The following is a 23,922-nucleotide window of genomic DNA, read 5'->3' as shown; positions in this document are numbered from 1 at the left end:
CAGCATATTTGGCTTAAGGCACCTCAACCTCATCACTATCCAAAATAAACCAAAAAACAGGCGTTATTCCTGTTTGCAAAAGAATAACGCCTGTTGATTGTTGTCAAAAGCAGCAAGCTCTTATCAGACCACCAAATTCAATACCTCATTACCGGTTAATTTTTTATCGGCAAAAGTAAAGTCGGCATGGCGGTATTGGTCGGAATAAAAATAGCCCTGCACCGTTACCTGATCGCCCTCTCCAAAAGCTTTAACCAACAAATCATTGCCGGAACGGCTGAACACGGCATGGGTAGATTCCGCACCCTCAAACAGCAGATTATCTATATTCAAAATATCACTGCTGTAATTCGACACCGAATCCTTACCATGACCTTCGGCAAAGATGTAAATGTCGCTGCCTTCACCGCCTACTAAGTAATCGTTGCCGATACCGCCGTCGAGGGTGTCGTCGCCGCTGTTGCCGTTCAGCGTATCGTTGCCGTTACCGCCGTTTAAGGTGTCGTTGCCTTCGTCGCCGTAAAGGGTGTCGTTACCACCCAATCCGTTCAAGATGCTGCCTTCGGCATAAGCATAGAGGTAATCGTTTTGTTCGCTACCTTGTTGTGCGAGTTTGTTAACGGCTGCCTTATCCAGCTTAAGGCCGTCTGAAAACTCTACGGCATCCGTGGTGTAGTTTTCGTCATAGAAATAGTTTTGTACCGTTACGCGGTCTTCTCCTTCTTTGGCTTCGATAACCAAATCGCTGCCGGAGCGGCGGAAGTTGAGTTCACTCTGGGTGTGGGCGGTAAAGCGGATGGTATCGGTACCCTCCGAACCGTCGTAGTTGTAAACGGTATCCCTGCCGAAGTTTTTGCCGAACAGGTAGGTGTCGCTGCCTTCACCGCCTACTAAGTAATCGTTGCCGATACCGCCGTCGAGGGTGTCGTCGCCGCTGTTGCCGTTCAGACTGTCGTTACCCTCATCACCGTTGAGAACGTCATTGCCGTTGTTGCCGTTCAGCGTATCGTTGCCGTTACCGCCGTTTAAGGTGTCGTTGCCTTCGTCGCCGTAAAGGGTGTCGTTACCACCCAATCCGTTCAAGATGCTGCCTTCGGCATAAGCATAGAGGTAATCGTTTTGTTCGCTACCTTGTTGTGCGAGTTTGTTAACGGCTGCCTTATCCAGCTTAAGGCCGTCTGAAAACTCTACGGCATCCGTGGTGTAGTTTTCGTCATAGAAATAGTTTTGTACCGTTACGCGGTCTTCTCCTTCTTTGGCTTCGATAACCAAATCGCTGCCGGAGCGGCGGAAGTTGAGTTCACTCTGGGTGTGGGCGGTAAAGCGGATGGTATCGGTACCCTCCGAACCGTCGTAGTTGTAAACGGTATCCCTGCCGAAGTTTTTGCCGAACAGGTAGGTGTCGCTGCCTTCACCGCCTACTAAGTAATCGTTGCCGATACCGCCGTCGAGGGTGTCGTCGCCGCTGTTGCCGTTCAGACTGTCGTTACCCTCATCACCGTTGAGAACGTCATTGCCGTTGTTGCCGTTCAGCGTATCGTTGCCGTTACCGCCGTTTAAGGTGTCGTTGCCTTCGTCGCCGTAAAGGGTGTCGTTACCACCCAATCCGTTCAAGATGCTGCCTTCGGCATAAGCATAGAGGTAATCGTTTTGTTCGCTACCTTGTTGTGCGAGTTTGTTAACGGCTGCCTTATCCAGCTTGAGGCCGTCTGAAAACTCTACGGCATCCGTGGTGTAGTTTTCGTCATAGAAATAGTTTTGTACCGTTACGCGGTCTTCTCCTTCTTTGGCTTCGATAACCAAATCGCTGCCGGAGCGGCGGAAGTTGAGTTCACTCTGGGTGTGGGCGGTAAAGCGGATGGTATCGGTACCCTCCGAACCGTCGTAGTTGTAAACGGTATCCCTGCCGAAGTTTTTGCCGAACAGGTAGGTGTCGCTGCCTTCACCGCCTACTAAGTAATCGTTGCCGATACCGCCGTCGAGGGTGTCGTCGCCGCTGTTGCCGTTCAGACTGTCGTTACCCTCATCACCGTTGAGAACGTCATTGCCGTTGTTGCCGTTCAGCGTATCGTTGCCGTTACCGCCGTTTAAGGTGTCGTTGCCTTCGTCGCCGTAAAGGGTGTCGTTACCACCCAATCCGTTCAAGATGCTGCCTTCGGCATAAGCATAGAGGTAATCGTTTTGTTCGCTACCTTGTTGTGCGAGTTTGTTAACGGCTGCCTTATCCAGCTTAAGGCCGTCTGAAAACTCTACGGCATCCGTGGTGTAGTTTTCGTCATAGAAATAGTTTTGTACCGTTACGCGGTCTTCTCCTTCTTTGGCTTCGATAACCAAATCGCTGCCGGAGCGGCGGAAGTTGAGTTCACTCTGGGTGTGGGCGGTAAAGCGGATGGTATCGGTACCCTCCGAACCGTCGTAGTTGTAAACGGTATCCCTGCCGAAGTTTTTGCCGAACAGGTAGGTGTCGCTGCCTTCACCGCCTACTAAGTAATCGTTGCCGATACCGCCGTCGAGGGTGTCGTCGCCGCTGTTGCCGTTCAGACTGTCGTTACCCTCATCACCGTTGAGAACGTCATTGCCGTTGTTGCCGTTCAGCGTATCGTTGCCGTTACCGCCGTTTAAGGTGTCGTTGCCTTCGTCGCCGTAAAGGGTGTCGTTACCACCCAATCCGTTCAAGATGCTGCCTTCGGCATAAGCATAGAGGTAATCGTTTTGTTCGCTACCTTGTTGTGCGAGTTTGTTAACGGCTGCCTTATCCAGCTTGAGGCCGTCTGAAAACTCTACGGCATCCGTGGTGTAGTTTTCGTCATAGAAATAGTTTTGTACCGTTACGCGGTCTTCTCCTTCTTTGGCTTCGATAACCAAATCGCTGCCGGAGCGGCGGAAGTTGAGTTCACTCTGGGTGTGGGCGGTAAAGCGGATGGTATCGGTACCCTCCGAACCGTCGTAGTTGTAAACGGTATCCCTGCCGAAGTTTTTGCCGAACAGGTAGGTGTCGCTGCCTTCACCGCCTACTAAGTAATCGTTGCCGATACCGCCGTCGAGGGTGTCGTCGCCGCTGTTGCCGTTCAGACTGTCGTTACCCTCATCACCGTTGAGAACGTCATTGCCGTTGTTGCCGTTCAGCGTATCGTTGCCGTTACCGCCGTTTAAGGTGTCGTTGCCTTCGTCGCCGTAAAGGGTGTCGTTACCACCCAATCCGTTCAAGATGCTGCCTTCGGCATAAGCATAGAGGTAATCGTTTTGTTCGCTACCTTGTTGTGCGAGTTTGTTAACGGCTGCCTTATCCAGCTTAAGGCCGTCTGAAAACTCTACGGCATCCGTGGTGTAGTTTTCGTCATAGAAATAGTTTTGTACCGTTACGCGGTCTTCTCCTTCTTTGGCTTCGATAACCAAATCGCTGCCGGAGCGGCGGAAGTTGAGTTCACTCTGGGTGTGGGCGGTAAAGCGGATGGTATCGGTACCCTCCGAACCGTCGTAGTTGTAAACGGTATCCCTGCCGAAGTTTTTGCCGAACAGGTAGGTGTCGCTGCCTTCACCGCCTACTAAGTAATCGTTGCCTTTACCGCTGATTAGCACATCGTTACCTGCACCACCGTGAAAGTGGTTGTTGCCGTTGTCTTTTAATCCCAATGCCTGCAATACATTGTCTCTATTATCACCATTGGTACGGGTAAGCAGATCTACGGTCTCTTTGCCCAAGGTTTCGATTCTTTGATCTAAAACACCTTGTTCTTTTGCCTCTTTAATCCAATTTTCAAACAGGCTTCTGCCCTCCAACCATTGGTGGAGCTTGCCCCGTGCCAGTAAGCTGCCCAAATCCACAAACGCTTTTTCCGGATTCTCCGCATACACCGCTGCAAATTTCTTCTCAACGCCCGAATAATCCAAAGCCAGTTCAGCGCCTTGGACTTTAAGGCCGATTTCATCCAAATAAGGTTTCAGACGGGTTTGGAACTCTAAGGCGTGATAGATATTGTCGGCCAGTTTGTCGTAGGCCTCGCGGGCGGTTTTCAGGAAAGAGGCAATCTCTTCTACCGAAGATACATAAATCACCGCCGAACGCTCCCCTGAAAACGCATCCAAAACGGCTATTTTATTCAAAGCTTCGTTGGCCGCCTTACGCAGCTCTTCGGGAATAACCAGGAACTTGCCGGCTATTTCCCGCTCTTGTGTCGGTGTCAGCCCCACTCCTTCGCTAACCGTTCGGATCATCGGCCGCAAAAATTCAATTCCCGTGCCGAATTGCGGGTCGGTTTTTGCCCATTCGTTAATCAACTCCGGCAGCAACGCTTTCTGCGCCGCTTTGGTTTCTGCCTTGCTGTATGCCGCCAGCACTTCAGCCAGCTTGGGCGACAACGCCGCTGCTTCGCGCAAGTCGCGCAAACGGCCTATGCCTTGCAGGTTGGGCGACTGCATTTGTTCTTCAGTCAGTTTGACCGCATCAATATAACGGCTGTGGAATGTATCGTTGGCTAACAGCACATCGCCCATTTCGCGAGTTTGGCCGTCTGAAAGCGTGTAGCTGCCTTTTTGCGCCAGGCTGTTGCCGTTGCCCAAACGGGTGTTGACATCTTGATAGGCCGTGTTAAGCGATTGGATATTCAGGGATTCGAGTGTGAACAACTCGTTTTCTTGGCTGATGCCGTCTTGGTTGAGATCGCGCCATACGCGCAGTTGTTTGAAGGCTTCGTCTTGTGCGTCGATAAGGCCGTCTGAATTGGTGTCTAATTCTTTTAATGCGGCATAGCCGTGTTCGGCGTTGTTGCCGTCTTTCAATGCGGTGCTGTCGCCAAACAGTTCGTTGCCGTTGTTAATCAGGCCGTCTGAATTGCGGTCGATAACCAGCAGGCCGTCGTCGGCAGACACCCAGCCCGTGGCCGTGCGGATGCCGTCTTTGTTGTGGTCGAACAGCGCACCGTGATAGCCCTGCGTGCCGACGGTTTCGATGCCGTCGCCGTCGAGATCGAGTACCAAGGGATCGACGATGTGGTATTTGCCGTCGCGGTTGGCGTTTTTATAATCTTCGTATTCTTTGGGGCAAGTCCAGTGGTAATCACTGGTTAACTGTCTGTATTGCCACAACACATATTCGCCGACTTCCCTACCAAGCATGGCACCAGCAAATGCACCCCCAGCCGCACCTAAAGCCGTACCGGCAACCGGCGATAGCAATGTCCCCAAACTTCCGCCAATGCCTGCTCCAAAATATGCACCAGTAGTAGCAACTGCTTCTACAAAGGCCTGACCGTAATTGCCTTTATAAGTTTCGCCTATAACTTGTGCCCCAGAAATCATAAATCCAGCAGCATTAAATACTCTTGCAGCAGGCATTTTTGCTAAATCTTTTAAATCGAACTTATTTAAAGCCTGTACCGCACCTGCATCTGCAGAACTCAACCCAGCTCCGATTAAATCATTGTAATCCATTTGCTTGGTACGACTTGGATTATTATATGTACAATCTTTCATTTTTCACCTCAAAATTAGGATTAATCAGAAAATAAAGAATAAATAATTAAAAAAACACCTGAACAAATAGTCAGGAAAAAGAACCCCAAACTAATAAAAACTACAATATTTAACAGATACAAAAAAAATTTAAAGCTAGAAACCAAATAAACTAAAGTATAGTGTTGCGGAATATTTATAAAATCCCAGCCAAATATCCAATAAAGCAGCATAAACACCATGTAGCAATAAAAAAATATGGCAAACATTCTAAATTTTATGGTTCTGCTATTAAACCCCTTCCAAATCCTGTACGGGTTTAAAACCCCATAGCCCAAATAATAAAAAACAATATATTTTTTTCTTAATGATTCCAAATTATCTGTCGATTTGTCTTTCAGAAAAATTTGAACCAATTGAAAAACCACAGGGATATTAATAAGTAAAGAAACCAAGCCAACAAGCAGAGTTGCCGTTAGGGAATTAGCAGTCCGAACAGGAAACAATGATTTGTTTTCCAAAGCAGCCACTCCGGGAATGTCAAATGAAAAAATCTTTTCATCTAAAATGAATACAAAAAAAATCTGAGCAACCAGATAAACAGCAGTAATTAATGAATTTATTTTAAAAACATTATCAATATTTTTTAATATCATTATTTCAATCTTTATAAAATACATCGACATGTAATGAGTTTATCCCAAACGGCTCAACATTTGTTCAGAATAAAACAAGCGGGTATTTTCCATACCCGATACACAATTAATTAACTGTAAAACTATATCTTAAATACCAAATCAATCACCAACCTCAAGCCGCCAGTTTGGGCGACTGCATTTGCTCTTCAGTCAGTTTGACCGCATCAATATAACGGCTGTGCAGTGTATCGTTGGTCAACAGCACATCGCCCATTTCGCGAGTTTGGCCGTCTGAAAGCGTGTAGCTGCCTTTTTGCGCCAGGCTGTTGCCGTTGCCCAAACGGGTGTTGACATCTTGATAGGCCGTGTTAAGCGATTGGATATTCAGGGATTCGAGTGTGAACAACTCGTTTTCTTGGCTGATGCCGTCTTGGTTGAGATCGCGCCATACGCGCAGTTGTTTGAAGGCTTCGTCTTGTGCGTCGATAAGGCCGTCTGAATTGGTGTCTAATTCTTTTAATGCGGCATAGCCGTGTTCGGCGTTGTTGCCGTCTTTCAATGCGGTGCTGTCGCCAAACAGTTCGTTGCCGTTGTTAATCAGGCCGTCTGAATTGCGGTCGATAACCAGCAGGCCGTCGTCGGCAGACACCCAGCCCGTGGCCGTGCGGATGCCGTCTTTATTATGGTCGAACAGCGCACCGTGATAGCCCTGCGTGCCGACGGTTTCGATGCCGTCGCCGTCGAGGTCGAGTACCAAGGGATCGACGATGTGGTATTTGCCATCGCGGTTAAAATCTTTCCACGGGTTAAGTTCATCGGGGAATAGTTCGTAGAATTGACGAGACCACCGCTCAGCCAAATCCCATCCAAAGCCTTTCCAATTATCAGCATTGAATAAATCATCGGGGGATATTGTTTGATTTCCTAAAGTAGCTTCTCGATATGCTTTAATACCAAGCCCAATAGCATTTAATTCAACGCCAAGAGCTTCACCTGTTTTTCCTCCTACTAAGGATGCAGTATCACCTGCAATACTAAAAACATCACCAATTATATTTTGAATATCTGTAAGTTTTATTTGCTCATTACTTTCTACTTGTTTTGAAAGCTTATTGATATTCACTGCTAAACTACTAGCAGCAGCGCCAAGTGCAATGGCATCAGAACCTTTTGAATTACTTCCAGCAATAGTTGCCATTGAATTCACTGTAGAAATAACGCCTGATGCCGTAGATAAAATACTTCCTGCATCTCCTTTGCTAACTGCCTCTCCGAAGCCGGTCAAAGCCCCATACATATTAGTCGCTCCCCCGCCAATTTGTGTTATTGCTTGAGCTGCTTGTTTTGCGTATTGGAAATTTTCATTTAGGACTCCTTCCGAGCTGAGAAGATTTTTTTTGTTACTAAAATAAAGAAAATAGATGGAATGGAAAGAATAAAAATGGGCAATATAAATATTTTGTAATTTTCAAGATCTATAATTAATGTCAAAAATAAAGATATATTCAAAGCAATTAATACCGTTTCAAATTTCCTAATATTCATATTTTGCTCATAAGTATTAATATTTATTCTTCTAAAAAAGAATAAAGATAGCAGAATGAGATACGAACAGACTATAGAAATTCCCATATTATTTCTAAAATTCAAAATATTGAACAGTATAGATAATATTACATATAAATAATAAAGATAGCAAAAATATTTTTTTTTGATTTACCATAAATTTTATCTTTCTGTTTTCCCTAAATTAACTCCTATGGTTAAAGCTGTTTTCACTTGCCCAACGGAACCGAAAACATTGAAGCTCCAATTCCTACGGCTGTAATTGTCCCCACAATCGCCCCTGTGGCATTAGTGCTTGTGCTTGCCCCAATCATTCCATCAACAGCTCCTACTTTTCTGCTTACATTTGATAACAAATAAGTTACACCTTGTGATCTTGACATAATTTAATCCTAAATTTAAGAAAAACATTCCTAACATAAAAAAGAAAACTGATGAAAATAAAAAATCAAAATAGACTTAATATCTTGTTGAAAATCATAATAAATTTTATGATTTGCATCTTGAAAATTTAAATTATAACTAACAATTCCGTCTAAAAAATGAATTCCCTTTATAACAATATTCGAATTAGTCTGCTTAACAGCCACTATTTTTTATATCCGTTTTTTTATAAAAATTATCACTTTCACATAATTTGAACTTCCGTAAACAGTCAGAATAAAACTTTTTTCTATTATTCTTATATATTGTTTTGTTAATCGAGGCACAGAGTAGTTTGTAGCCTTCACAGCCAAAACTTGCACATTTGAAATCTCCAACTCATCATTACCGCTCTTCAAATAAAGATAGATCAAATTTGCCTGAAATATAAAAAAACAATAAAAATAAAAAATAAAGTGGCACTCAAACTAAAAGATAATAATTGTAAAGACTTAAATCGTTCAATCTTTTTTTTTCCCATAAAATTTATTCAATATAAAATAAATTCAACATGAAGATTTTTTCAAAAAATCTAAATTATTAATTTCAAAGTGTTCTTGAGCATCATAGCAATCCACCAAAAAAACAGACAAAAAAATTTTACAAACGGCATCAAACAATAACAAACGCATAATTAATACATTGAATAACCATACCAAAAAATACAAAATCAAGCCGCCAACGCAGGCGACAACGCCGCTGCTTCGCGCAAGTCGCGCAAACGGCCTATGCCTTGCAGGTTGGGCGACTGCATTTGCTCTTCAGTCAGTTTGACCGCATCAATATAACGGCTGTGCAGTGTATCGTTGGCCAACAGCACATCGCCCATTTCACGCACTTGGCCGTCTGAAAGCGTGTAGCTGCCTTTTTGAGCCAGGCTGTTGCCGTTGCCCAAACGGGTGTTGACATCTTGATAGGCCGTGTTAAGCGATTGGATATTCAGGGATTCGAGTGTGAACAACTCGTTTTCTTGGCTGATGCCGTCTTGATTGAGATCGCGCCATACGCGCAGTTGTTTGAAGGCTTCGTCTTGTGCGTCGATAAGGCCGTCTGAATTGCGGTCGATAACCAGCAGGCCGTCGTCGGCAGACACCCAGCCCGTGGCCGTGCGGATGCCGTCTTTGTTGTGGTCGAACAGCGCACCGTGATAGCCCTGCGTGCCGACGGTTTCGATGCCGTCGCCGTCGAGATCGAGTACCAAGGGATCGACGATGTGGTATTTGCCGTCGCGGTTAAAGCCGAGCCAATCGCCTAATTTATCACTCCAATCTAATAGATTGGGCAACAACCATTCGCCCAAATCTTTTTGAAATTCATCCCATGCTTTACCTGCTTCATCAAATTTTTCTTTAACAAAATCACGCCATGTATCGGGATTAACTGCATCATTAAATTTATCACCAAAATCAAAAACTTTAGGCAAGAACCAATTTGCAAAATCTTTAACACCTTGATCGTATTGCTCCCCTATATCATTCATGGTTTTTTCAAAAAGTGCTTTGTTGGAAACAGCCAAATTAACCGCCGTTGCAACAGCCCCAACCGCAGCTGCTTGGCCTTCAGTTTTATTTACACCTGGCGCAACCGATGCTCCAGTTTGAATCATACCTGCAATGCCGGTAATCACACCCAAACTGGTTTATGCTGCTTTATCAAACTGCCCCTGCTTTACATATGCAGCAGTTGCAGCCAATGATGCAGAGGCTACCGCTCCGTTTAATTGAAATGCCATTCCTGTTGAAATAGCTCCAAAAGAATTTGCCGCACCTGACGAACTTGCATTTGCCATACTTGCAGAAGTAGTTGCAAGTGTAGCTGCCACAGAAATAGATGCAATAGCAGTATCAAGTCCCTCAAGTGACGCTCTTGATGAAGCCGGTTTACCTAGGTATTCTTTAATGTTATTAGCATTATTCAATGCATCGACATATGAAATAGAATTTTGAAACTTTGACATACAATTTTCCTTTAAAAATTATCTCATCGACGAAAAGTAAAAACCAACATCCAAAATAAAGAGTTTAAATTTAAAAACAAACATGAATAAACAATAAAAAAAGTTATTTCTTGGAACAAATTAACCCATAAGTTTTTATGTTCAACATTATTTAAATATCTAATATTCAAAAATTTTGACAATTTAGCTAAAAAAAAACCTATAAAAAATGAAGCATAAAATATATTTTTATTCCAAAAAATAAAATCATTCAGATAAAAACCATAATTAACACCTTTGTTCATATAAAATAGCAAGCCAATTAAAAAATACCCAAAGGAACATAGCAAAAGCAATAAAGCCCCAATTAGCTTCATACTACACCCATACCAAATATTTCACTTTTATCCGCACTTGTGAATCCCGCCCCAAGGGCATCACCAACTTTGTTTCTTTCATCGTAAGTATTGCAATTAGCTGACATGTTAAAGCTCCTGTTTTTTAAGAATAGATATTAAGGTCAATACCGCACCAAATAAACAAGTAAACCATCCAAAAGAAATGGTATAAAACAACATCACATTAAATATAAATAAATATATTTTATGATTTATAACCAGTTTCAACGTTCTCAGCACTTCTGGTGTTTTAACGACTTCAAACTCAAAAAGAAAAAGAAAAATAATCCAAGCCAAGAATATATAAAATATAAATATAAATATTTTAGAAGCCTTACCACGACCATCAATTACCTTATGCTTAAAAAAATAAGGATTAATCGCAAACATTCCAAATTCAAAAAGAATTCTATTTTTCTTTCTCAATAGATTGAAAATTCTTTTATCAACCCCTTTAAAATACCAGTAAATCAGTACCAAGCTGACACCCGTACTTAAAACAAATAAAAAGATTGAAAACAATATCGTCAAATTCAAAGAGCGGGCTGCGGCATCGGCATGGTTTCCCACTTGCAGATATTCGATAAAGCCCAAATTGAAATCAAGATTGCCATAAACATCTCCGATGAATATGGTATAAAAACTTAAAACAATATTTGTAAGAAACAATATTAAAATTAACTTTAATACGCAGAAAATTTTTCTCATTGATAGCCCGATGCCTTTTGCAATAAATATATTTTTTAATTTAACAAATGATATAAAATGTTTTAATCAGGCTAAATTGAAATTGCAGCCAAACATCTACATAAACTCCCTTAACCATTTTGACAAACATTCATTTTTGAATATTTAAAACAATCTGAACATTCATACGATCTAAAAAATCTAAAAATAAAAACAGCCTCTAATGCTTCAAGCATTTCATTATCTTAATCTGTAGAGCCAAACCATCCCATCAAAACACAACAAACGGCATATTAAAATGCCAATCAGCTACTTTTATGTGCATCGACCTCAAGCCGCCAGTTTGAGCGACAACGCCGCTGCTTCGCGCAAGTCGCGCAAACGGCCTATGCCTTGCAGGTTGGGCGACTGCATTTGTTCTTCAGTCAGTTTGACCGCATCAATATAACGGCTGTGGAATGTATCGTTGGCTAACAGCACATCGCCCATTTCACGCACTTGGCCGTCTGAAAGCGTGTAGCTGCCTTTTTGAGCCAAACTGTTGCCGTTGCCCAAACGGGTGTTGACATCTTGATAGGCCGTGTTAAGCGATTGGATATTCAGAGATTCGAGTGTGAACAACTCGTTTTCTTGGCTGATGCCGCCTTGGTTTATATCGTGTGATACGCACAAATCGGTAATTTTTATTTTTGCTGTCGATAAAGCCGTCTGAAAAATTATTTCAGACGGCTTTTTAAAGATTAAAAGCGTATTCAACTACTATATAGTCAGCCCACTTAAATTTTAATAGTGATAATTTCATATCCAGGGGTAGCGTTTTTTAAATTAATCAACTGTATAACCAAAGTTATTTTGTATATCTTAATATGCTTGTAACCTTGCCGTTAAGGGCGGATGTTTAATCCACCCCTACAAAATCACATCAAACATTTCACTTGTATGGTTAATCAACTTAAAAAAGCGCACACCGTTATAAAAATTAAACAGCCTAACTATCTAAACAACTTCCCCTGAGCCAAAAGCATTTTTACGGGTGCGAAGTCTTGCCTGTGTTCGGGTAGTGCGCCGAATTTTTCCAAGGCTGCGAGATGTGCGGCGGTGCCGTAGCCTTTGTGTTTGTCGAAACCGTATTGCGGGTAACGCTCGGCCAGGGCATACATTTCGGCATCGCGGGCGGTTTTGGCCAATACGGATGCGGCGGATATTTCGATGATTTTGCTGTCGCCCTTGACCACTGCTTCGGCGGCGACACTGAGATTTTCGGGAATGCGGTTGCCGTCTATCCAAACTTTTTGCGGTTTGACAGCCAAGCCTTGCACTGCGCGGGTCATGGCGAGCATGGTGGCGTGCAGGATGTTCAGCTCGGCGATTTCGGCTACGTTTGCCGATGCCACGCACCATGCTATGGCTTGTTCTTTAATCTGTACGGCTAGGGCGTCGCGCTTTTTTTCGGTGAGTTTTTTGGAATCGGTCAAACCGGGGAGGTTGTGGTCGGGCGGGAGGATAACGGCGGCGGCAAACACGCTGCCGACCAGCGGCCCGCGCCCGGCTTCGTCTACGCCGGCAGTCAGAAAAACATCATTCATTTGTTCAGACTCCTTTTTCAGGTTTTCAGACGGCCTCATTTCAACCTCTTTTTACGGGTTATCGAAACGCCGGCACACTTCCAACACGGCCTCTCCGTATTTTTCGATTTTGTCTGTGTCCACGCCGTGTATGCCGCTCAATTCTGCCAGCGTTTGCGGCTGTTTGGCGGCGATAGCGCGCAGGGTGATTTTGCTGAAGACGGTGTGCTCGGGTTCGCCTTCGGTTTCGGCGGTGGCGGCGCACCACTGCATCAGGGCGCGCATCAGGCGGCGTTTGTGTTTGGCTTCGTTGCTGAGGCCGTCTGAAAAGGGTTTGCAGACGGCCAATATGCTGCTGCCGAATTTGCCGATGCGTACTGCGCCCAAGCCGTAGATGCCGTTTAGGTCGGCTTCTTCTTCGGGGGTGTTGCGGACTAAGTCGAGCAGGCTGTCGTCGGGGCAGACGGTGTGCGGGGTAACGCCTTCTGCCTGTGCGGTACGGCTGCGCCATGTGTTCAAGGCTTGCCAAAGCCGGCGGTCGCGTTCGGTTTCGAGGCCGTCTGAAACGGTATCGGGCAAGGCGGATGGGTGTTCAGACGGCCTGCCGTGTTCTGTAAAGGCTTGGCACACTTCGATGATTTCGTTGCCGAAGCTGTTGATTTTGGCTTCGCCCAAGCCGTAGATGTCGTGCAGTTCGGCAGGGGTGGCGGGCAGTTTTTCGACGATGTCGCGCAGGGTTTTGTCGCCGAAAATCACATAAGCGGGTACTTCTTCGGCCTGTGCGCGTTTGAGCCGCCAAGCGCGCAATGCTTGCCAGATGCGTTCTTCGCGTTCGGTGCGTAGCCATTCTTCTTTGGGTTTTTGGGTGGCAGCTTTGTCGCGTTTGAGCGGGCGCAGCCATACGGGTGTGCCGCCTTTGAGTACGGTTTTGGCGGCGGGGGTGAGTTGCAGGGCTTGGTGCATCAGGGGGTTGACGGTGAGGTAGCCGGCGCTGATGCATTGGCGGATAACGGCACGCCATTCTTTGTCGGAAAGGTTGTCGCCGATGCCGAAGGTGGATAATTCGTGGTGGCGGTTGCGGGCAATCCAATCGTCGCTTTTGCCGCGCAATACGTTAATCACATAACCTGCGGCGAACTGTTGGCCGACGCGGTACACGCAGCTGAGCAGTTTCTGCACCAGCACGGTGCCGTCGAAGCGCACGGGCGGGTGCAGGCAGTTGTCGCAATGGCCGCAGGGTTGGGAATCTTCGCCGAAGTGTTTGAGCAGCAAAACGCGGCGGCAGTCGGCGGTTTCGCATACCGACAACATGGCATCGAGTTTTTGCAGTTCGATTTGTTTTTGCATGTCGTCGCTGTTGCCGGTTTGGATGCGTTCGCGCAGCAGCACCCAGTCGTTAAGGCCGTAGCACAGCCAGCTTGCGGCAGGCAGGCCGTCGCGCCCCGCCCTGCCTGATTCTTGGTAGAAATGTTCGACGCTTTGCGGCATGTCGAGATGGGCGACAAAACGCACGTCGGGTTTGTCGATGCCCATGCCGAAAGCGACGGTGGCGACGACGATAACGTTGTCTTCACGGGTAAAACGCCGCTGGTTGGCCTCGCGCACGTCCATGCTCAAACCAGCGTGGTAGGGAATGGCATCCAAGCCGTGCTCGCATAAAAAGGCGGCGGTGTCTTCCACTTTTTTGCGGCTCAGGCAATACACGATACCGCTTTGCCCTGCCATCTGTTTCACAATGAAATCAAGCAGTTGTTTTTTACCGTTGTTTTTTTCAATCACTTGGTAGTAGATATTCGGGCGGTCGAAGCTGGCCACGAACTCGGCCGCGTCTTCCAAACGCAGGTAATGCTTGATGTCGGCACGGGTGGCGGCATCGGCGGTGGCGGTGAGGGCGATGCGGGGAACGTGCGGATAGCGGTCGGCCAGCAGGCCGAGCTGTTGGTATTCGGGGCGGAAGTCGTGCCCCCATTGGCTCACGCAATGGGCTTCGTCGATGGCGAACAGGCTGATGGTGTGTTGGTCGAGAAAGCGCAGGAAACGCTCGCCAACCAAGCGTTCGGGTGCGACGTAAAGCAGTTTCAGACGGCCTGATTGGATATCGTCGGCAATCTGCCGCGCTTCGTCGGGAGTGGTGCCGCTGTGTACGCAGGCCGCCGCCACACCTGCCGTGTGCAGCGCGGCCACTTGGTCGTTCATCAGGGCGATCAGCGGCGACACCACCACGGCCACGCCTTCGCGCATCAAGGCGGGAATTTGGTAACACAACGATTTGCCGCCGCCGGTGGGCATCAACACCAGCAGGCTGTTGCCGCCCGCCAATGTATCCACAATCTCGGCCTGACTGCCGCGGAATTCGGGATAGCCGAAAACGTCGTGCAGAATTTGGGCGGCGGTGGCATGTTGCATTTGGCGGGTTCCGTAAGGGGCGTGTGGATAAAAGAGACTGCCCCCCGCGCGGCGATGATGGCGGGGATCGGGTTTAGGGCGGTATTTTAGCCTTTTTCACTTAAGGCCGTCTGAAAAAACAAGATTATAGTCAATCAACTTAATTTTAATACAAGCCTAGACCTGCGCTGAAAAAGTATTCATGAAAAATCCCCTAAATAGCTTGGTTGGAAATTTAGGGGATTTTGAGAAAGTTTTGCAAAGGCCTCCGCTTTATTTATGTGGTTCGGCTTGCACAACTCATTGTAATAAATTACTTACTAAGTTCGGCATCACCGCTGTCTATCGACCAAGGGATACCGAAGCGGTCGGTAACGATACCGAAACCCTTGGAAAAGAAGGTTGCTTCAAACGGCATTTCGATAGTCCCGCCTTCTGCCAAAGCATTGAAAATACGTTGCCCTTCGGCAGGAGTATCTAGGCTGATGCTGATTTGTAAGCCTTGCGGTTTTTGATAGCCGCTTCCTGTGGCGCATAACTCAGGAACAACGTCTGACAACATTAAAACTTGCGAACCGATTGTCAATTGGGCGTGCATGATTTTTTGTTTGTCAGCTTCGGAAAGAGGCGGCATATCGGCTTCAGACGGCATGTCGCCGAACGTATGGCGTTCTGTAATTTGTGCCTTGAAAAGCCGTGCATAAAATTCGATGGCTTCTGCGCAATTACCGTTGAAATAGAGATAGGGAATGAATTTCATGGTGTTCTCCTTTTTATGGCCGATGAACTTTATTTCTACATAACAAAAATAAGTTTCGAGAGCTTGTTTGTTTTCAAACAAGCCTGATGGATACTAAACCATTTGAAAGCAGGTTGTTTATTACGGATTGCCCTGAGCTTTGATAACGTCAAAAAGTAGTTTCGGCAGGTTAACGGTAATTGGCGGGTCGCTTGGTTGGAAAGGACGCAGATTGAGCGTTATTGCGAGTGGCGCAGACAGCGGAAAACAGATGGGGTCGGGATGAATACCCCGCAGGCAATGGTCAAGGCGGAAATGGTGTAAAGGATTAAGGCTGGGTTTGATTTCACAACCGAGCAGATAGTAAACACCGTCAGGCACATTACAGATTGAGAAATGCCTAGTGTGGAACAAAGCCTTGCCGACTATGGGTACGCCACGTGGAATGGGTTCGGGAAACAGGCCGGCAAAGACCACGCTGTATTGGCTTGCGCCTGACACAGATATATTGAGCGAATGGGTTTGCGGGTGTTTCTCAGGGTCAAAACTGTAATGGGGAATAGCACGGGGAACGGCATCTGTAATCTGTTTGTTGAGTGTGCTGCTTGCGGCCTCTGCTTGATTGCGGTAATCGCGCGGAGTTTGGCCGGTATGATAATGGAAGCGTTGGCTATATGTACCTGCACTGGCATGACCGGCTTCAAGTTGTGATTCAATAATACTTTTACCTTCAATCAAAGGCTCAATGCCTTGTTCTATTTTAAGGGCGGCAATGTAGTCACGCATAGAAATACCTGTTTGACGCTGAAACCAACGGCTGAGATAAAAGCGGCTGTAGCCGAAATGTGCGGCAATATCGGCAGGAGTGGGATTGTGTTTCAGGCAGGCTCTGATATGGGTGGTTACTTCGTTTAATGAAAGCATAGTCGGGCTACCCTGTTCATTGTGCTCTTTTAAAACTGATGGAAATATTTAGAGCAAACAATACGATCGGTGCAGTTGTCTAGGCATTGGCAGTAAGACAATCAACACTTTTATAGTATCTGAAAAATAGATTATTGGTAATTGGGCATTATCGGCCAATATAGATTCACAGCTTACGGGCAATACAGATATAGTCAATCCACTTAAGTTTAATAACAAAACCGTCATACTCGAGCTTGGCCCGCATATCCCCTAAATTTGCTGAAACTCAAGATACTCGGGTCAAGCCCGAGTATGACGAATGTACTATTTTTAAGTTGGTTGGCTATAGTGTATGCGTGATATCTCGAACGCTTAAGAAAAATGCCGTCTGAAATTTCAGACGGCATCTGCCGAAGCATACGGTTTACACGACTTGGAAACTGGTGTGATCTATTACCAAATCCTTGTCCAACGTGGCAAAGTGAATGGCATCGGCATTGCCCTTGCCGTCTTTATCGTAAGTGATATAGCCGGTATCTTTATGATATTTCACATATTGATCCCATTCATCCATGGTATTGGTGCTCAAGCTGTCGAAGATGGTGGCTTTCAGCTCGATAATGTCTTGGCCTGCCGTGAAATCGGTGATGGTATCGACGCTGCCGTCTAAAGCGGTGTCGAACACGAACGTATCCCTGCCGTCGCCGCCGGTAAGCGTGTCGCTGCCTGCTCCGCCGATAATGCGGTCGTTACCGGTCATGCCGTTCAGGGTGTTGTTAAGGCCGTTGCCGGTAAGGGTGTTGTCGGCATCATTACCCTGCCCTGTAACGGCGGTGGTGCCGATCAAGGTCAGGTGCTCCAAATGGTTGCCCAATGTGTAGCTTTCCAAGCTGCTCAATACATGGTCTGCATCACCTTCATTTGCATGTTCGGTAACCACATCGCCCGTATCGTCGACCACATAGGTATCGTTGCCGGTGCCGCCGTTCAGTTGATCCGCACCTGCGCCGCCGTCGAGATAATCGTTGCCTTCGCCGCCGTTTATGATATCGGCACCTGCACCGCCATAGATATTGTTGTCGGCTTTGTTGCCGGTAAGGGTATCGTTGTGGGCGGAACCGATCAGGTTTTCAATCTGCGTGCCGAAGCCTATGAATGCCTGACCTTCGGTATAAGTGTCGAGCGAACCTTTGATGCCGCTGAAACCGTATAAGGCTTGTTTTTTGTCAAAGCCGAAATATTCGTGCATATCGTATGTTTGGCTGCTTTTTACGGCAAAGGTTTTTTCACGGGTATCGCCCACATATATCCACGAACCGGGGGTGAGGTTCACATTGACGCCCTGCTTTTCTTCGGAAGCGTCGAAGGTATCGACACCGCCTGCATCCCAGATATAGCGGTCGGCATCGCGGCTGTACATATTGTAGTTTTTAAAGGTGTAGATATCGTTGCCGGTGCGTGTATGGCGGTTGACTCCGTAAGCATATTGCATGTATGCCAAATCGTAAGGGCGCAGATGGCCTCTGTCTAAAAACAAATTGTCGTTTTTATAGGCTTTATACGACATGTTGGAAAACTCGATGTTTTCCTCTCCGGCGTAATCACCGGTAAAGCCTACCGAAGTATGACCCATGCCGAAAGTATGGGTAATTTCGTGCAAAGCCGTGTAGTTTAAAAACTCATTGCCCCATCCTTTGTAATTGTGCCGGCTGTTCCATGCTATCAGGCCGCCGCTGTATGCAATGGCCGAAGCACTTTCAAAGCCGTTTTTCAGGTTGCCCATAAAAAAGTTGGTATTGGCTTCGGCTCTGCTGCCCACTTCTACGAATTCGATATTGGCAACCGTGCTGATTTCTTTATAGGCGTTGCGTATGATGCCCTGCAATTCAGACGAATAAGTGGTCATGGTCGAACGGTCGATGTAGTGGTTAAACCCAACCGGTAAAGCGGCGATTTCGTCGAGCGTCATAAAATGGTATTTGATTACGGCAGGCTTGTCGCTTGATCCGCCAAATGGAATATTGTAGCTGCGTCCGTATAACGACCCGATTTTTTCGATGAAATAAGGGAAGTTATAGCCGTCTGAAGTGTGGTCGCTGTTTACTTTGGCTTTCTGCATCGGCTGGTGCGCGTTTACAAAGGTATCGCTCACCTGCTTCAGCGATGCGTAGTTTTCCACATCGCTTACGGTTACGGCTTTGCCGGATAAATCGGCAGTATGCAGCGAAGCCTTCACTTTGTGGGCGCCGTTTGCCGCCAAATCGTCGGCGGCAACCTGTGCTTTGAACGTCAGGTTGTCGGCAACGGCGGTTTTGTAGATTTTGCCGCCCACGTCGATGCTGATTTCATCGCCTGCTTTGGCCGTGCCGCCAACGGTGCCGCTGATGTTGACGGTGCGCTCGCCTACGCCTGTTACCGTATGGTGGCCGTCTGAATCTTTTTGGATATAGGGGCTGTCGAACGTAATGTCTTTAATCTGCACCGGCGCATTTTTGTTGATATATTGAACCCTGTATGATCCGTCAGCCCATTTGGCCACTTTATACAACCGGGGGTCGGCTTCAACGGTAAAGCTGAGTTTTTCGCCGTTGAGCGATTTCAATTCGTCGGTGGGAATGTCTAAAAAGAAGCTGAGATCGCGCTTAACGCCGGCTTTATACGACTTGCCGCCGATATCTACGGTAATCTGGCGCATACGCTCTTTGTTCATGCCCTGTGCGAAATCTCCCGCCAATTCGATCACGCCGCGCAGGCGGGTATTGGCTTCAGTTTGATGAACCTGCAGATTGAAATCGTTATCCACCTGAGTAATATCGATTTTCGCTGCGGCAGCACCGTCTACGGCATAGCTGCGGGCAGCGGAAGCCGAGCCGGAACCGTTGCCGGAAATAGCGGCGAACACGGTATAGCCTTGGTTATCCAACAGTTTGCTGCCTTGCACGGTGGTACGGAATGTCAAATCTTCTCCGACTTGTGCCTGCAGCGTTTCTTTGCCCACCGTCAGCGTAACGGTTTGGCCTTGTGCCGCTTGCGCTCCCGAAACTTTGCCCGAAATGGTGATGTCTTTTCCGGCTTCGGTTACATTAATCAGATCGTCGCCGGTAATGGTATCGAGCTGGATCTGGATATCACCCTTTTTCACGCTGTATCCGCGTGCGGTATGCGCAGAGCCGGTGTTGCCCGCATTGTCGGACGTGGTAACGGCGGCGCGGATCACCGGCACGGGCGCAGCGGTCAGCTCAGCGGCGGCAACTGCAACGCTAAAAGCACCTTGAGAATTAACCGATACCTGTTGCTGTTTGTTGTTAACGGTTAGTGTAACGGTATCGCCCGCTTTAAACTCACCGCCCACTTGGCCGGAAAGCGTAATATCGCCTTGTGTAGCAATATCCAGCGCATCATTTTCTGCGATGGCGTTCAACATGATCGTCGGCTCGGGAAGATGCGTATCGACATCAAATGTTTTTGTCGCACTGCTTGACGCGGTGTTGCCGTAACGGTCTGCCACATCAACCTGCACATTTACGTTCAGACGGCCTTCGGAATGTGCCAACACAGTGGCAGGCACCTCCAAATTCCAATCATTACCGGAAACGCGGGCCTGATAAACCTTACCGTCAATCTCAACCGTCACTTTAACGGTTTCCGGAGCCACCGTATCGCCCAGCACCAACCTTCCCGTCAGGCTCACTTGCTCAGGTAATTGGGCAGCGTTAACAGGTTGGTTGCCGTTGATGCTTTCTACAGTAACCGATACGGTAGGCAGAGTGGTTTTCAATTCATACGTTTGCGTACTTTCGGCTACGGAGGTAGAGCGGCCTGCCGCATCTCGGATCATGCCTTGCGCGCTAACCGATGTGTTGGCCGCCAATATTTCGGCAGGAACCTGCACGCTGAATCCCGCACCCGTAATAGATGCCGGATATTGCTTGCCGCCCACGTTTACCGTTATCGATCTGATTTCGTCTCCTTCGCCCAATCTGTTCACCTTGCCGCTCAGCGTGATGGTAGCTTGGCCGATTTCGCTTTGGTTAAGCACATTGTCGCCTCCGATTTTGTCAAACACGATTTCACCTTGCGGCGGCGTTTTATCCACTATAAAGATGCGCGATGCGGTTGCTTTTCCGTCTCCCCTGTTACCGGCTTGGTCAACACGGTCGACGCTGACCTTTAAGGCATATTTGCCGTCATCTTTCTGGGGAAAGATGCGGTCGATTTCCGCTTCTATGCTGTATTCCCCTCCTTCCTGAACGGTGGCCGTGTAAGTTACCTTCGCCACATCAACAGTAACGATTGAACCGACTTTCCCGTCGGTTACGCGCCCGCGGATGGTTACGGTCGGTTGGGACATTTCTTCGGCATCCAGCACATTGTCGCCGGTTATGCCATCGATCGTGATGCCTGTGTTGTTGAGCAAATCAATCGTATACGGCTGGTTGGCAACAAGAAAAGGATTTTTTTCAGACTCATCGACATACGCACTCAATATATACCCAGCTTCTGTGGCATTATTTCTCAACCCTAAAAAGGAAACCGGCACGGTGGCACTGAAGCGGCCGTCTGAAACGGTAGCCTGAACGTTATTACCGCGCGCCGCCAGAGTAACCGACACGCCGTCGGGAAGGTTTTCCACCCAACCCGATAAGGTGATGGTGCCTGTATCGAATTCGGCCTTGTTAACGTAGTTATCTTCCGCAATGGGATCAAGATAGATTGCCGGCTGCAACGCGTCTACCGTGTATTCGCGATTTGCCTTTGCAACCGCTTCGTTGCCCGCTGCATCCGTTACCCGCGCCGATACGCGCACTTCTTGACCCGCAACCAACACGGAAGTCGGCACTTCTGCCGTATAACGCTCTCCGCTCACCTGCGCGGCATACGTTTCGCCGTTTACCTGAACCGTCAGTTCTTCAATGCGCTCACCTTCTTTCAAGCCGGTAAACGAACCCGAAACGGTTTGGCGGGCATGCGCGCGCTCGGCCTTGCCCAATACATCGTCTCCGGCAATCGGCTCGATCGACAATTTAACATCAGGCGCATCCAAGTCGGTAAGGTATTGGCGGGTAGTCTGTACGGTAGCGGTGTTGCCGGCATCATCCTGCGAACTCACGCTGGCCTTAATCAGGTTATAGCCTTCTTTTTTCAGCGTTTCGCCCGAAAAATCAACCGAAAAAGCACCGTTGCGCACTTTGGCCAATATGTCGACCCATTTCACGTTGCCGCAGCTCTCGCAGCCGCACGAAACAACCACGCTCTCTCCGTCGGCTACGTCGCTGACTTGGCCGCTCACCGTTACCTTACCTTTCGATTCCTCGATATTGAGTATGTTATCGCCGGCGATATTGTTTAAGCTGATGGTGGGCGCATATTCCGTATCCACACGATAACTGCGTTCGGCCGTGCCGGTAGCGCTGTTTAAGGCCGCATCGCGTGTTGTCAGTTCGGCAGAAATTTTGCCGTGGTTGACCAAAGTTCTGGTATGTACCGGCACGGAGAACGTTCCGTCGGTTACTATGCCGCGATACAGCGCTTCGCCGACTTTCAAAATAATTTCATCACCGTTTTGCGCATTTTCCACCGTGCCGGTAACCGTGATGGATGCTGCTTGAGACTCTACCAAATTGATGATGTCGTCTTGCGCTACCTTGTGAATATCGATCACAGGTGTGGCAATTTGCGTATCGATGGTATAGGTTTGCTCAACCGTAGCGGTATGGGGATTGCCGTCGGCATCTTGGGCGGTAACGGAAATACTGATTTTCTGCTCGCCCTGTATATCGGCAAGCACACCGTTATCCAGCTTAACCTTCCAAGTGTCACCGCTGATTTCCGCCGCATAAACCCTGCCGCCAACCGCAACCGATACGGAAGGCGACACCAGCGCGGGGTCTACATTCAGACGGCCTGATAACACCAAACCTTGTTCGGCTTTGACCGATTCCGAGTTGATGACATTATTTTCACTCACCGGATTCAAAATGATTTCGGGTTTGGGCGGAGGATTCTGTTCGGTTTTATCTTGAGTGTCGGGATCGGCAACCTGATCTTTGTCTTTTTCGGGCTGTTGTTCTTCCTGCTGCTTTGGCGGAGTAGGTTCGGTTTTATCCTGCGAATCGGAATCGGCTGCCTGATCTTTGTCTTTTTCAGACGGCCGCTCTTCCTGCTGCTTCGGCGGAGTAGATTCGGTTTTATCTTGAGCGTCGGAATCGGCTGCCTGATTTTTATCTTTTTCAGACGGCCGCTCTTCCTGCTGTTTCGGCGGCGTAGGTTCGGTTTTATCTTGAGACTCAGAATCGGCTGCCTGATCTTTGTCTTTTTCAGACGGCCGCTCTTCCTGCTGCTTCGGCGGAGTAGATTCGGTTTTATCTTGAGCGTCGGAATCGGCTGCCTGATTTTTATCTTTTTCAGACGGCTGCTCTTCCTGCTGTTTCGGCGGCGTAGGTTCGGTTTTATCCTGCGACTCGGAATCGGCTGCCTGATCTTTATCTTTTTCAGACGGCCGCTCTTCCTGCTGTTTCGGTGGCTTAGGTTCGGTTTTATCTTGAGACTCAGAATCGGCTGCCTGATCTTTGTCTTTTTCAGACGGCCGCTCTTCCTGCTGTTTCGGTGGCTTAGGTTCGGTTTTATCTTTTGGTTGCTGATCGTTATGATTATCCGAATTTCCGCCTGCCGCTGCGATACCGACTACTGCTGCACCGGCCGCCAACGCAGCAGCGGCCCATAGCTGTGAACCGGTCGTCCAGCCGGCAATTCCTACTTCTTCGGCAACCGCTACGGCAATTTGTGCATGAGATGCTTCATCGGCGGCTGTTGCAAAGGTCGCTCCCGCATCTTGTAAATATCGGCTGTTTTCAATCGGATAGTTGATGCGGTAGTCTTTCAATACCAAATCGGGCGTGTCGTCTTGCACGCCGTCCAAATATACCCATAAGTCGTTTTCCATCCATTGCAACACAGACCCGTCAACAGCCTTACCTTCGGAATCGACCACAAGGTAAAGGGTATCCGGCTCAGTTTGAACGAGGGCTGCTGCGCCCTCCTGTATCAACAATGCGTCTGTCTGCCCGTTACGGGTAACATTAAGTGTATAAGTTTTCATAAGTTTTCCAGTAAGCGAATGCAATGAATGGTTATTAGTAAAAAGTATCGGCACTTGGCATGCAAAGAAAATCGGAATCTGTTGCCATAAAAAGCAATCTGCATAGCAAATAAACTTTATTTCTGCTAC

9 protein-coding genes and 3 pseudogenes are annotated in these 23,922 nt (G+C 47.5%); all 12 read right to left on the bottom strand.

Translation table 11 applies throughout. The features are described 5' to 3' along the window. Window positions 1-123: 123 nt before the first annotated feature. The gene (locus LVJ88_RS00525) at window positions 124-5,298 is read right to left on the bottom strand and encodes a calcium-binding protein (RefSeq protein WP_244694174.1); all 5,175 of its coding nucleotides are present in this window, start codon (window positions 5,296-5,298) and stop codon (window positions 124-126) included. 194 nt (window positions 5,299-5,492) lie between these two features. Next, window positions 5,493-6,107: a hypothetical protein gene (locus tag LVJ88_RS00520; protein ID WP_085418583.1), complete on the bottom strand. Its 615-nt coding sequence runs from the start codon at window positions 6,105-6,107 to the stop codon at window positions 5,493-5,495. A gap of 160 nt (window positions 6,108-6,267) precedes the next feature. Next, window positions 6,268-7,122: pseudogene (locus LVJ88_RS00515) on the bottom strand (calcium-binding protein); the annotation flags it as partial. Window positions 7,123-8,754: 1,632 nt separating this feature from the next. Then, window positions 8,755-9,429 (bottom strand): annotated as a pseudogene (locus LVJ88_RS00510) (hypothetical protein); the annotation flags it as partial. Window positions 9,430-9,717: 288 nt separating this feature from the next. After that, window positions 9,718-10,035 (bottom strand): hypothetical protein, encoded by a 318-nt coding sequence (locus LVJ88_RS00505; protein WP_085418518.1) that lies wholly within the window; start codon window positions 10,033-10,035, stop codon window positions 9,718-9,720. A gap of 464 nt (window positions 10,036-10,499) precedes the next feature. Then, entirely contained in the window at window positions 10,500-11,120 is a 621-nt protein-coding gene (locus LVJ88_RS00500; RefSeq protein WP_085418520.1) for a hypothetical protein, read from the bottom strand. 315 nt (window positions 11,121-11,435) lie between these two features. Beyond that, window positions 11,436-11,765 (bottom strand): annotated as a pseudogene (locus LVJ88_RS00495) (hypothetical protein); the annotation flags it as partial. 326 nt (window positions 11,766-12,091) lie between these two features. Continuing rightward, the gene (rnhB, locus tag LVJ88_RS00490) at window positions 12,092-12,685 is read right to left on the bottom strand and encodes a ribonuclease HII (RefSeq protein ID WP_143773669.1); all 594 of its coding nucleotides are present in this window, start codon (window positions 12,683-12,685) and stop codon (window positions 12,092-12,094) included. A 51-nt stretch (window positions 12,686-12,736) separates the two neighbouring features. Continuing rightward, the gene (gene recQ / locus LVJ88_RS00485; protein ID WP_085418523.1) at window positions 12,737-15,070 is read right to left on the bottom strand and encodes a DNA helicase RecQ; all 2,334 of its coding nucleotides are present in this window, start codon (window positions 15,068-15,070) and stop codon (window positions 12,737-12,739) included. 292 nt (window positions 15,071-15,362) lie between these two features. Continuing rightward, complete coding sequence (locus LVJ88_RS00480; protein WP_085418524.1) at window positions 15,363-15,809, bottom strand: VOC family protein; 447 nt, start codon at window positions 15,807-15,809, stop codon at window positions 15,363-15,365. Window positions 15,810-15,929: 120 nt separating this feature from the next. Beyond that, entirely contained in the window at window positions 15,930-16,712 is a 783-nt protein-coding gene (locus tag LVJ88_RS00475; RefSeq protein ID WP_085418525.1) for a helix-turn-helix transcriptional regulator, read from the bottom strand. Between the two features lie 406 nt (window positions 16,713-17,118). Next, a complete protein-coding gene (locus tag LVJ88_RS00470) occupies window positions 17,119-23,793 on the bottom strand; it encodes an Ig-like domain-containing protein (protein WP_143773670.1) in 6,675 nt (2,224 codons plus the stop codon). Window positions 23,794-23,922 lie beyond the last annotated feature (129 nt).

This window comes from Neisseria dumasiana (assembly GCF_022870885.1).
Taxonomy (GTDB): domain Bacteria; phylum Pseudomonadota; class Gammaproteobacteria; order Burkholderiales; family Neisseriaceae; genus Neisseria; species Neisseria dumasiana.
The sequence above is the reverse complement of the archived record's forward strand: the minus strand, read 5'-3'. Positions and strand labels throughout refer to the sequence as shown.